Source organism: Pseudomonas reactans (genome assembly GCF_013385825.1).
Taxonomy (GTDB): domain Bacteria; phylum Pseudomonadota; class Gammaproteobacteria; order Pseudomonadales; family Pseudomonadaceae; genus Aquipseudomonas; species Aquipseudomonas reactans.
Map to the genome: position 1 here is coordinate 123335 of NZ_JACAPG010000008.1, position 12483 is coordinate 135817.

A 12483-nucleotide genomic window follows, 5' to 3' on the forward strand; every position below is an offset into this window, starting at 1 on the left:
TGGCTTTGGCGTGGTACGAGCAGTAACGGCCTCACGCTTCGTCCAGTCGTGTGGCCAACGCCTCGACCTGCTCTTGGCGCTCGGCCTGGCTCAGTTTGGCGCTAAGGTTAAGGGACGACCATTGCGGATGCGCGCGGGCTTTGTGCAGCGCGTCCGGCAACTTCCCTTCGCGCCAGGTCTTGTCCTGGGGGGTGTCAACCTTGATGCTGTGCATCGCCGCATGGCCGCGCAGGTTCAGGGCCTTGAGCAGCTGGCGCTGACGCAGGGCGAGCAGGCGCAGCACGCTGTCATCTACGGTCAGCTCGCGCTGGCCTTTGATTTTGCCCAGCAACCGGCTGCCATAGCTGCGCGCAGTCTGCAGGGCGCCACCGGCAATCGCGCCGGCCAGGGCGGCGGCGCCCAGGGTCAGGCCGCCGACTAGCAGGTCCACGCCCGCACCCGCTGCCGCGCCTGCGGCGATCCCGCCACCGACGCGCACGCCGAGTTGCTTGAGGGTTTCCGGATTGAACAGGTCATCGCCCCAGCGCCCGTTGAGCAAAGGCAAGTCGCTGGCGGCGGCGTCTTGTGGGCGGAAGCCAAATAATTTGAGCAGGGCTTCCACACATTTTTGTTCACGCTGGCGCACGGCTTTGCGCAGGTCGCTGATGGCTTGTTGCTCATCTTCAGTAACCACGCTGCGGCGACAGGCAGCGCAGTCGATCAGCAGCTCGGCGATCAGTCGCGCAGCACTTTGCTGGCGGGCCTGGCGCTGGGCTTCATGATCAAGAATCAAGCGTTCCAACTGTGGCCGTGCGCTTTCCAGCAGCAGGGCGAGGCTTTCATACAGCCGACGTTCACCGTCTTCCGGTGGCGCCACACTGTCGAATCGCACCAGCGCATGCAGGCCAAGGCGGGCCAGGGCTTCGCGCCAGTCCGGCTCGCGGTGGTCGCTGCTGCTGACGAAATTGAGCACCGGCAGCAGCGGCTTGCCGCAACTGGCCAGCACCTGCAACTCGTCGCGGTACTTGGCCAGCACCGGCTCGCGGGCGTCGATCACATACAGGCCGGCATCGGAGGCCAGCAGTTGGCGCAGCACCTTGGCTTCCTGTTCGAAACGCTGGCGTGCTTCGCTGCCATCGAGGAAGCGCGCCAGGCGGGCCGGGCCGTCGAGGCGTTCGCCGGGGCGATCCAGGCGCTCCAGATAGTCGAGCAGGGCGATGGCGTCTTCCAGGCCTGGCGTGTCGTACAGCTCCAGCAAAGCCTCGCCGTCCACCGACAAGCGCGCTCCCTCGACATGCCGCGTGGTGCTGGGGCGATGGGAGACTTCGCCGAAGCCCACGTCCCGGGTCAGCGTTCGCAGTAACGAGGTCTTACCGACATTGGTGTGGCCGACCACGGCGAGTTTCAAAGGCTTAGTCATGACCCGTCTCCAGCCAGTTCAACGGTGCGCAGTCGGCGAACGGCAGCTCAAGTTGCTGCAACGCGGCGTGCCAGTCGCCCAGGCGTTCGGCGTCCAGCGCCTGGCCGGGCGGCGCTTGCAGCAACCAGACGCGGGTGGCGGTGGCGCTGCGAGCGAGTTCGGCGATCAGTGCCAGGCTGCCGCGATCCGGCGAGCGGCGTGGGTCGCAGGCGATGGCCAGGCGGGCGGGCGGAAAGCGCGAGAGTTGCTCCAGTAGTTTGTGGCGTGATTCGCGGCTGTCGAGGATGCCGGCGTTCTTCACACTGGCGGGTAGCTTGGGCGGCCAGGGATGTTGATCTTCCAGTTCGATGGCGACCAGCAGGGCACCGTCGCTTTCCAGTTCACTGACGCCGCCGCTGATGGGGTGCAACTGCTCGGGCGCAACATCGTTGACCCCAAGGCGCTCGCTGCTCGGCATCAGGCGTTCGCGTAATTGGCTGTAGCCGGGCAGGTTGAGGTCCAGGCGCAGGGCGGCGCTCCCGCGTTTCCAGCGCCACAGGCACAGCAACGCGAGGATCAGACGGGGCAGCAGGCCATAGACCAGCAGCACGCCGACCAGCCAGGCGGCCCAGGCTTGGCGGGCGCTTTCGATATTCAGGGCGGAGTCGCCGCTGGCGCGGATCATCTCGACGGTCGGCACATTGAAGCCCAACAGAGCAGGCAAGGTGCCGAGGGCCTGGGTGACGGCGACGAAGGTGTCGGCACCGAGAATGGTGGTTTCCCACACGAAGCCGTAGCGGCGGGTAGCGAGTAGCGTAAGCAGAATCACCATGGCGCTGAGCAACGCCAACAACCATAGACTGTTGACCAGCGCCCCTACGGCCCAGCGATTGAGTTTCTGCCGTTGCAGTAGCAGTAACAGTGCTGGCGCCAGTTGGGCGGCTTTGGCATCACGGGCGAATTTTTCGCTGAGCCACAACCATAGTCGCCCGAGGCTGGCACTGTGTTCACCGGCAAACAGTAGGCCCAACGCCCAACTGATCAGCAGGATCAGGTTCAAGCCAAGCAGGCTGCCCAAGGCCCAGAACACATTTACCGGTGTTAGACCGTTGCCCAGTGCAGCAAACGCCAGCCCTGCGCCGCTGGTCACCGCGACAATTGCCAGCAGCACCAGCGCCAGACGCGCACCTTGCAGCCAACGGGTGAGGGCGTTCGTGAGCCCATCGCGTTCGGCCAAGTGCAAGGCGCGCTGCTGGATACGTGTCGGCAGGTCGCCCCCAGCTGTGCGGGCCAGGCGGTTGGCTTCCAGGTCTTCCAGCGGGCCCGCGTGTTCTTCGCGCAGGCGCACGGTTTCTGTCAGCCAGAGTGTGTGCAGTGGAGTCACGCGTAGTCCTGTTGTGTTTGTGAGCCTGGAGCATAACCCCTGGCTCGGGGCTCTGGTATTCTCGTCGGCATGAAAAAAACTCTCCCTTTAAGCCTGATCGCAGCCCTCGGTGAAAACCGCGTGATCGGCGTCGACAACAGCATGCCCTGGCATTTGCCGGGGGATTTCAAATATTTCAAGGCCACCACGCTTGGCAAGCCGATCATCATGGGGCGCAAGACCTGGGATTCCCTGGGCCGACCGTTGCCGGGGCGCTTGAACATCGTGGTTAGCCGTCAGACCGATCTGGCGCTGGAAGGTGCGGAAGTTTTTCCGTCACTGGAGGCGGCGGTAGAGCGCGCAGAAGAATGGGCCAAGGCGCAAGGCGCGGACGAGCTGATGCTGATCGGCGGTGCGCAGTTGTATGCGCAGGGGCTGGAGCAGGCGGATCGCCTGTACCTCACGCGGGTGGCGTTGAGTCCGGAAGGGGATGCATGGTTTCCGGAGTTTGATGCTGGCCAGTGGAGGCTGGTGTCGAACCTGGAGAATCCAGCGGAAGGCGAAAAGCCGGCGTACAACTTTGAGGTGTGGGAGCGAAACTGACTGTAGGAGCGAGCTTGCTCGCGAAGAACTTGAAGGCGCCGCGGTCATTCAGAATGCCCGCGTCATCGTTGACGTTCTTCGCGAGCAAGCTCGCTCCTACAGGTTACATGCCTTTATGCCTGCGCTAGTTCCGCATGCTCATCCGCATTCAACAACGCCTTATCCGTCTGCCCCATGACCTGGCTGGTAATCGCCCCCGCCGTCATCGAACCATTCACGTTCAACGCCGTACGGCCCATGTCGATCAGCGGCTCTACGGAAATCAGCAGCGCCACCAGTGACACCGGCAAGCCCATCGCCGGCAGCACGATCAGCGCGGCGAACGTCGCACCGCCGCCCACGCCGGCAACGCCAGCCGAGCTCAAGGTCACAATCGCCACTAGGGTCGCGATCCACAGCGGGTCCAGCGGGTTGATGCCCACAGTCGGCGCCACCATCACGGCCAACATCGCCGGGTAAAGCCCCGCGCAACCGTTCTGGCCAATAGTCGCGCCAAACGAGGCAGCGAAACCGGCGATGGACTGCGGGATGCCCAGGCGACGGGTCTGCGCTTCAATGCTCAGCGGGATCGCCGCTGCGCTGGAGCGGCTGGTGAACGCAAAGGTCAGCACCGGCCACACTTTGCGGAAGAAACGCAGCGGGTTGATCCCGGCCAGGGACAGCAGCAGGCCGTGCACCACAAACATCAGGCCCAGGGCCAGGTACGACACCACGACAAAACTGCCAAGCTTGATGATGTCTTGCAGGTTGGAACCGGCGACCACTTTGGTCATCAGCGCCAATACGCCATAGGGCGTGAGCTTCATCACCAGGCGCACCAGGCGCATCACCCAGGCTTGCAGGGTGTCGATGGCGTTGAGGACTTTCTGGCCTTTTTCCACGTCATCCTTGAGCAGTTGCAACGCGGCAACTCCCAGGAAGGCGGCGAAAATCACCACGCTGATGATCGAGGTCGGCTTGGCCCGGGCCAGGTCGGCAAACGGGTTGGCCGGCACGAACGACAGCAGCAGTTGCGGGATATTCAGGTCGGCGACCTTGCCCGCGTAATCACTCTGGATCACTTGCAGGCGCGCCATTTCCTGGGTGCCGGCCACCAGGCCCTCGGCGGTGAGGCCGAAGAGGTTGGTCAGGCCGATACCGATCAGCGCCGCAATCGCCGTGGTGAACAGCAGCGTGCCGATGGTCAGGAAGCTGATCTTGCCCAACGACGAGGCGTTGTGCAGGCGCGCCACGGCGCTGAGGATCGAGGCGAACACCAGCGGGATCACGATCATTTGCAGCAGTTGCACATAGCCGTTGCCGACCAGGTCGAACCAGCCGATGGAGGCTTTGAGCACCGGGTTGCCGTCGCCATAGATCGTGTGCAGAACGGTGCCGAACACCACGCCAAGCACGAGGGCGAACAACACCTTCTTGGCGAGGCTCCAGTTAGTGCGACGGGTTTGTGCCAGGCCCAGCAACAGGGCCACGAACACCAGTAAGTTGAGAATCAGAGGCAGATTCATTGAAGCTCCGTTGAGAAGGCAGCCAATCGCGTGAGCCTGCGATTGCGAACCGGAAAGCCTAACAGCTTGAAATATATTGATTTAATACCGATATGGAATGGTGACTGTCGTTTTTGGAATAAGCGTTTGACGCTCAGGCACATGCCGTTGGCGCGATCACGACGCAAGCGGTCGCGCTCGGGCGGTAACTGTCACAGGGATTTGTTAGCGTCGGTGTCTTTGACTCAGGGAGAAAACGCATATGAAGCTCGCTTCGAGATTGTTTGCCGCCGCGCTGTGCCTTGGCCTTGCCGGCCAAACCATGGCCGCCACCGAGTTGAAACACTGGCCAGCCCCGGCCGCCAAGCAACTGAACGAAATGATCGCCGCCAACGCCAACAAGGGTAACTTCGCGGTGTTCGACATGGACAACACCAGTTACCGCTACGACCTCGAAGAATCCCTGCTGCCCTACATGGAAAACAAAGGCCTGATCACCCGCGACAGCCTTGATCCTTCGCTCAAGCTGATGCCGTTCAAAGACACCGCCGACCATAAGGAAAGTCTGTTCAGTTACTACTATCGCCTCTGCGAAGTGGACGACATGGTCTGCTACCCGTGGGTCGCCCAGGTGTTTTCGGGGTTCACCCTCAAGGAACTCAAAGTGCAGGTCGATGAGCTGATGGCTTCCGGCAAGCCCGTGCCCGTCAGCTATTTTGAAGGCGATGTGGTGAAGAAGTCCGAGGTGCAACCGCCGAAAGTCTTCACCGGCCAGACCGAGCTGTACAACAAACTGATGGAAAACGGCATCGAGGTGTATGTGATGACCGCCGCCTCGGAAGAACTGGTGCGCATGGTCGCCGCCGATCCGAAGTACGGCTACAACGTCAAACCCGAGAACGTCATCGGCGTGACCACCCTGCTCAAGGACCGCAAGACCGGCGAACTGACCACTGCGCGCAAACAGATCACCGCTGGCAAATATGACGAGAAGGCCAACCTCGGCCTGGAACTCACCCCTTACCTGTGGACCCCGGCGACCTGGATGGCGGGCAAGCACGCGGCAATCCTCACCTACATCGACGAGTGGAAAAAACCGGTATTGGTAGGTGGCGACACGCCGACCAGTGATGGCTACATGCTGTTCCACGATGTGGACGTGGCCAAGGGCGGCATCCACCTGTGGATCAACCGCAAGGACAAGTACATGACCCAGCTGAACGGCATGATCGCCAAGCACGCGGCGGCGCAGGCCAAGGAAGGGCTGCCGGTGACGGCGGACAAGAACTGGGTGATCGTCAAGCCTGACGAAATCCAGTAGCCCGACGCAACCTTGTAGGAGCCCGGCTTGCCGGCGATGGCGTCAGTGAGATCAATGCAAGACTCAAGGCCGTCATCGCCGGCAAGCCGGCTCCTACAGAGGTCGACAAAATAGATATCAATTGCGAACCAATCTCATCCTCTGCTAGCGTGCGCACTTCCTGAACCCTCCGTTCTTCTCAAGGTAGTGCTGTGTCCTCCTGGAATTCGCAGATCGCGCGCCTGTTCGCGGAGCAGAAGAAAGCCCTCGAAGCCTTCGTCACCCGCCGCACCGGCAGCGCTCAGGTGGCCGCCGACCTGACTCAGGAATCGTTCCTGCGCCTGGCCCGCCTGGATTCCGGCGAGAAGATCGACAACCTCCCCGCGTTCCTCTTCACCATCGCCAGCAACCTGATACGCGATCACCAGCGCCAGGCCATCCGCCGCGAGCGCCTGGACGCCGGCGAGCCCAGCGAAGAACTGCCGTGCACCAACCCAGGTGCCGATGAGCAATTGGCCGCCTATCAGCAGGAGCAACTGATGCAGGACGCTATCCTGGCGTTGCCCGAGGCGACTCGGCAGATCTTCCTGCTCTATCATGTCGACGAACTTTCCTACCGCGAGATTGGCGAACGTCTGTCGATCACCCCGCGCAGTGTGGAATACCAACTGCGTCGCGCCTTGATTGAATGCCGCGCCTACATCAAGACGCGGCTCGCCAGCGACACACAAGGACGTCGGTCATGACCGTCACACCCACTGCCGACGAATTGTTCGAAGAAGCGTCTGGCTGGTATTTCCGCCTACAGGCCGAAGATGTCACGGCCGCCGAAATGGACGCCTTTGCCGCCTGGCTTGGGCAGGGCCAGCCACAGGATGACGCTTGGCAGGAAGTGCAGGCCATGCTCGGCGGTTTGCGTGAACCGGCGCGGGTGATCCGCCGAGCCGAACAGGCTGCCTGGCGCCAACCTGCGCGCCGTTGGGCATATGCCGCTGCCATATTGCTGACAGTGGGCCTGACCGTACAGAACACGCCTTGGCTCGACCGCCTGCGCGCGGACTACGCCACCCGCACCGGCGAATCGCGCACTGTCGAACTGGCCGACGGCTCCCAGTTGCAACTCAACACTGACAGCGCGATTCAAGTGCGCATGAGCGGCGGTGAACGTCAGATTCGTCTGCTGCGTGGTGAGGGGTTTTTCAGCGTGACCAAGGACCCGGCGCGGCCTTTCGTGGTGCAGTCCGGCGATGGTTGGGTGAAGGTGGTCGGCACCCAATTCAGCGTGGCGCGCCGTGATGCGCAGACGCGGGTGCAGGTGGCGCAGGGCAAGGTGCAGGTCAGTGCGGGCAGTGGTGATCCGGTCTTCCTGGAGCCAGGCCGGGCGGTGGAGTATCAGGACCAGCACCTCGCAGAGGTACACGGCTTCGACCCGGCCAGCGGTTTCGCCTGGCGCCACCGGCAACTGGTGTTCCGCCAGCAGCCCCTGTCGGAAGTGGTCACCGAGCTGAATCGCTACTGGCCCGGCAAAACCCTGGTGCTGGGTGAGGCGCTGCGCAATCGCGTGGTGTCCGGGGTGTTCGAGATCGACAAACCCGACGCCGTGATCAAAGCGTTGGAATACACCCTCAACCTGCATGCCGAGCATTACACCCCGTATTTACTGGTGTTGCGTGAAGGCAAAGCATCCTGACAACAACTTTTTGAAAATAGTTTCAGGGTTTCTCCGCAAGCCATCGTCCTTGATCACTGAGGCGCAAATAGTAAGCACTCTCAAGTAGTGCGGCGCCGATCACCGACTTTTTTGCACCGGGGAGCACCATCCATGGCACACCTATACGCCGCACGGCCCTTGCTGGCACTGGCCATTTCCTTGGCCTGCGGCACTGCGCCGCTGTACTTGCAGGCCGCTGAGACCACTCAGGCACAGACCTACCGTTTTGATATTCCAGGGCAGAGCCTGGACGGAGCGCTAGCTGCATTTTCGGCGGTGACACGGGTGCAGGTGTTGGTGTCGGGGGAGTTGACTCAAGGTGTTGTGTCACCGGGCGTGAAGGGCAACTTGGGGCAACGTGAAGCCTTGGGCCAACTGCTGGGCGGCACGGGGTTGGGCGCAGCGTTTATCAACGCGGATACTGTCACCCTGGAAAAGCGCGTGGACACAGGCGGCGCCCTTGAAGTCGGCGCCACCACCATCAGCGCCGAACGCCTGGGCACCACCACCGAAGGTACAGGCTCCTACACCACGGGCGCTGTGACCCTGGGCAAGGGCGAGCAGAAACTCAAGGACATCCCGCAATCGGTCAGCGTTATGACCCGCAAGCAGATGGACGACCAGAACACCACCAAGCTGTCCGACGTGGTCAAGCGCACGCCTGGCCTGACTGCCACCAAATCTCCCGGCCCCGGTATGTTCATCTTCTCCCGTGGCTTCGAAGTCGGCACGCTGCAATATGACGGCGTGGGCATTCCGCGTAACACCTACACGCTGGGCAGCTACCTCACGGAAAACATGGCGATCTATGACCGCGTTGAAACCCTGCGCGGCCCGGCCGCTTTGCTGCAAGGCGCCAACAGCCCCGGCGGCACCATGAACCTGGTGCGCAAGCGCGGCCAGCAGGCGCCGACAGTGACCATCACCGCCAAGGCCGGCTCCTGGGACCATTACGGCACTCAAGTGGACGCCGGTGGCCCGCTCAATCCCGAAGGCACGCTGCGCGGCCGGTTTGTGGCGGATTACGACACCACCAACTCCTTCGTCGACTACGCGGGGGGCTGGAACCAGACCGTCTATGGCGCCGTCGACTACGACTTCACGCCAGACACTACCGTGGGCGTGGGCATCAGCAACCAGAAAGGCCACTCACGCCCCAACTTCATGTCGTTGCCCCGCTACGCCAATGGCAGCGATATCGGCCTGCCACGTTCGACCTTTGTCGGCGCCAGCTGGAACCGTGCCGTCAACAACCAGACTCAGGTGTTCGCCGACCTGGAGCATCGTTTCAACGATGACTGGAAAGTGAAGGCTGCGCTGGTGGCAATGGACGAACACAACGACGCGACCTACCAGGCGACGTGGGATACCGTCCCCAACCCCGGCGACACGGGCAATGTGCGCTACATCGACTGGGTGACCGACTTCAATACCAAAAGCCGCGGCGCGGATGTGTATGTCAACGGCAAGTTCGACGGCCTCGGGCTCCAACAGGAAATGGTCCTTGGCGCCAACTATTCCAAACTCACCACCGACGACCAGTGGGCGCGGGCGGCAACGAATGGCGCGGATATTTTCAACATCGACCACAACCGTGTGCAGCGCGACAAATACCAGTTGTTTCAGGCCGGGAACGCCTCGAAGAGCTGGTATGACATTCGTCAGAAAGGCATCTACGGCACCTGGCGCGTCAAGGTGCTGGACCCGCTGACGCTGATCCTCGGCGCGCGCACCAGTTGGTACGAGTACTCCTACATCGGTCAGGCTGGTCGCCAGGGCGTATACGGCGCCGCCGAGGATAGCACCACGCAAACATCCGGCAAGGTCACCCCGTATGCTGGCCTGGTCTATGCCCTGAACGATCAATGGTCGGCCTACGCCAGCTACGCCGATGCGTTCGAGCCGCAAACCAACCTGACCACCTCCGGCTCGCTGCTCAAGCCTATCGAGGGCAAGAACTACGAGCTGGGCATCAAGGGTGAACTGGCCGATGGTCGCCTCAACACCTCGTTTGCGATCTTCCGCTATGACCAGGAAAACCGTGCAGTCCAGGACCTGCAAGGGCCGATGAACTGCAATGGTTGGTACTGCTCGGTGGCGTCGGGCAAGGTCCGCAGCCAGGGCTTTGAAGCCACATTGGGCGGTGAAGTGCTGCCGGGTCTGCAACTGGTCTCCAGCTATACCTACAACACCACCAAGTTCCTCAAGGACGACACCTACGAAGGCAAGGTCTTCAGCACCTGGACGCCCAAGCACCTGCTCAAGATGTGGGGCGATTACCAATTGCCAGGGGACTGGCAGAAGGTCAGCGTCGGCGCTGGCGTGACGGCGCAAAGCAGCACCGTCGCCTACGATCGCACCTTCAGCGTGCCGGGCAATGCGCTCTGGGATTCGCGGGTGGCCTACAAGATCAACCAGGAATTCACCGTCGCGGCGAACCTGAACAATATGTTCGACAAGAAGTACTACATCCCGGCTTACAACGCGAACTGGGGCAGCAACTACTATGGCGACCCGCGCAATGTGATGTTCACCATGACCTACACGCCGCAGTTCTGAGTGCAACCGGAATAAAAATGCCCCGCACGTGGCGGGGCATTTTTATGGGCGCAGCTTACAGACCGTCAAGCATCGCCTTGTTACGCACAGCACCCTTGTCGGCACTGGTGGCCAGCAGGGCGTAAGCCTTCAGCGCGGTAGTCACTTTGCGCGGACGCTTTTCCACCGGCTTCCAGCCTTTCTTGTCCTGCTCAACCCGGCGCGCGGCCAGCTCTTCATCGCTGATCAACAGGTTGATCGAGCGGTTCGGAATGTCGATCAGTACCTTGTCGCCATCCTGCACCAGGCCAATCGCGCCGCCGGCAGCGGCTTCTGGCGAAGCGTGGCCGATGGACAGGCCCGACGTACCGCCAGAGAAACGGCCGTCGGTCAGCAAGGCACAGGCTTTGCCCAGGCCCTTGGATTTCAGGTAGGACGTCGGGTACAGCATTTCCTGCATACCCGGGCCGCCTTTCGGGCCTTCGTAGCGGATGATCACGATGTCGCCTTCCTTCACTTCGTCGGCGAGGATGCCGCGAACCGAGCTGTCCTGGCTCTCGTAGATCTTGGCGCGGCCTTCGAAGACGTGGATGGATTCATCCACACCGGCGGTTTTCACCACGCAGCCGTCGAGGGCGATGTTGCCGTACAGCACGGCAAGGCCGCCTTCTTGCGAGTAGGCGTGCTCGACACTGCGGATGCAGCCGTTTTCACGGTCGTCGTCCAGGGTGTCCCAACGGGTCGACTGGCTGAACGCGGTTTGCGTCGGGATACCGGCCGGGCCAGCCTTGAAGAAGGTATGCACGGCTTCGTCGTCCGTCTGGGTGATGTCCCACTTGGCGATGCCTTCGGCGATGGATTTGCTGTGCACGGTCGGCAGGTCGGTGTGCAACAGGCCGCCACGGGCCAGCGAGCCGAGGATCGAGAAGATCCCGCCGGCGCGGTGTACGTCTTCCATGTGGTACTTCTGGATGTTCGGTGCGACTTTGCACAGCTGCGGCACGTGACGGGACAGGCGGTCGATGTCGCGCAGGTCGAAATCGATCTCGGCTTCCTGGGCCGCGGCCAGCAAGTGCAGGATGGTGTTGGTGGAACCGCCCATGGCGATATCCAGGGTCATGGCGTTTTCGAACGCCTTGAAGTTGGCGATGTTGCGCGGCAACACCGACTCATCGTTGTCGTGGTAGTAGCGCTTGCACAGCTCGACGATGGTGCGGCCGGCCTGCAGGAACAGTTGTTCACGGTCGCTGTGGGTGGCGAGGGTGGAACCGTTGCCCGGCAAGGCCAGGCCCAGGGCTTCCACCAGGCAGTTCATCGAGTTGGCGGTAAACATGCCGGAGCACGAACCGCAGGTTGGGCAAGCGCTGCGCTCGTATTCCGCGACCTTCTCGTCAGAAGCGCTGGAATCGGCGGCGATGACCATGGCGTCCACCAGGTCGAGGCCGTGGGAGGCGAGCTTGGTCTTGCCGGCTTCCATCGGGCCGCCGGAAACGAAGATCACCGGGATGTTCAGGCGCAGGGACGCCATCAGCATACCGGGGGTGATCTTGTCGCAGTTGGAGATGCAGACGATGGCGTCGGCGCAGTGGGCGTTGACCATGTATTCCACGGAGTCGGCGATGATCTCGCGGCTCGGCAGGGAATACAGCATGCCGTCATGGCCCATGGCGATGCCGTCATCCACGGCAATGGTGTTGAATTCCTTGGCGACACCGCCAGCGCGTTCGATCTCGCGGGCGACCAGTTGGCCCAGGTCCTTGAGGTGGACGTGGCCCGGTACGAATTGGGTGAACGAGTTGGCAATCGCGATGATCGGCTTCTTGAAGTCGTCATCTTTCATCCCCGTGGCACGCCACAGTGCGCGCGCGCCGGCCATGTTGCGGCCGTGGGTGGATGTTTTCGAGCGGTAATCTGGCATGGAGCACTCCGGGCGGCTAATCGGTATCAAAAGGGAGTGAGCTTCTAATTGACGTCAGGAACACCCGAAAAATGGCCGTGTGTCCGGAAGTTGCCACTCGCGTCGCGGGATCGCCGCTTGCTTTGGCCTCGAGCTCATAAACCCGCCGGGGGATGACTGGCGATGAATAGGGCCGATTCTACACCGCT

Annotated in this window: 9 protein-coding genes and 1 pseudogene; 5 read left to right on the top strand and 5 right to left on the bottom strand. The window is 62.1% G+C overall.

Features of this window, described 5'->3' with window-relative positions; genetic code table 11:
* Positions 1-31 precede the first annotated feature (31 nt).
* Both HX868_RS08870 and HX868_RS08875 read right to left on the bottom strand, forming a co-directional pair.
* Positions 32-1399 carry a DUF3482 domain-containing protein gene (locus HX868_RS08870; RefSeq protein ID WP_177002599.1) on the bottom strand — a complete coding sequence of 456 codons (1368 nt, stop codon included), beginning with the start codon at positions 1397-1399 and terminating at the stop codon, positions 32-34.
* Positions 1392-2762 carry a DUF2868 domain-containing protein gene (locus tag HX868_RS08875; protein ID WP_177002600.1) on the bottom strand — a complete coding sequence of 457 codons (1371 nt, stop codon included), beginning with the start codon at positions 2760-2762 and terminating at the stop codon, positions 1392-1394. Before HX868_RS08875 ends, HX868_RS08870 begins: the two co-directional genes overlap by 8 nt.
* Positions 2763-2831: 69 nt before the next feature.
* On the opposite strand from HX868_RS08875, the gene HX868_RS08880 reads away from it, so the two are divergent.
* On the top strand, positions 2832-3344 hold the full coding sequence (locus HX868_RS08880) for a dihydrofolate reductase (RefSeq protein ID WP_177002601.1): 513 nt from the start codon (positions 2832-2834) through the stop codon (positions 3342-3344).
* Here HX868_RS08880 and HX868_RS30695 read toward each other — a convergent pair.
* Both HX868_RS30695 and HX868_RS08885 read right to left on the bottom strand, forming a co-directional pair.
* Positions 3343-3432, bottom strand: a pseudogene (locus HX868_RS30695) (outer membrane lipoprotein carrier protein LolA); the annotation flags it as partial. The gene HX868_RS08880 and the pseudogene HX868_RS30695 overlap by 2 nt on opposite strands.
* A gap of 25 nt (positions 3433-3457) precedes the next feature.
* Positions 3458-4849 carry an L-cystine transporter gene (locus HX868_RS08885; protein ID WP_028618333.1) on the bottom strand — a complete coding sequence of 464 codons (1392 nt, stop codon included), beginning with the start codon at positions 4847-4849 and terminating at the stop codon, positions 3458-3460.
* Positions 4850-5090: 241 nt separating this feature from the next.
* Here HX868_RS08885 and HX868_RS08890 point away from each other — a divergent pair, with 241 nt between their 5' ends.
* From HX868_RS08890 to HX868_RS08905, 4 genes are all read left to right on the top strand, one after another.
* Positions 5091-6149: an HAD family hydrolase gene (locus tag HX868_RS08890; protein ID WP_425504220.1), complete on the top strand. Its 1059-nt coding sequence runs from the start codon at positions 5091-5093 to the stop codon at positions 6147-6149.
* A gap of 191 nt (positions 6150-6340) precedes the next feature.
* Positions 6341-6874 (top strand): sigma-70 family RNA polymerase sigma factor, encoded by a 534-nt coding sequence (locus HX868_RS08895; RefSeq protein ID WP_177002602.1) that lies wholly within the window; start codon positions 6341-6343, stop codon positions 6872-6874.
* Positions 6871-7818, top strand: a complete 948-nt coding sequence (locus tag HX868_RS08900) for a FecR family protein (protein WP_177002603.1) — start codon at positions 6871-6873, stop codon at positions 7816-7818. The genes HX868_RS08895 and HX868_RS08900 overlap by 4 nt, the downstream gene beginning before the upstream one ends.
* Positions 7819-7950: 132 nt before the next feature.
* Positions 7951-10398: a TonB-dependent siderophore receptor gene (locus HX868_RS08905; RefSeq protein ID WP_177002604.1), complete on the top strand. Its 2448-nt coding sequence runs from the start codon at positions 7951-7953 to the stop codon at positions 10396-10398.
* Positions 10399-10453: 55 nt separating this feature from the next.
* On the opposite strand, the gene ilvD is transcribed toward HX868_RS08905, so the two are convergent.
* On the bottom strand, positions 10454-12295 hold the full coding sequence (ilvD, locus tag HX868_RS08910; protein WP_016976011.1) for a dihydroxy-acid dehydratase: 1842 nt from the start codon (positions 12293-12295) through the stop codon (positions 10454-10456).
* Positions 12296-12483: the final 188 nt, after the last annotated feature.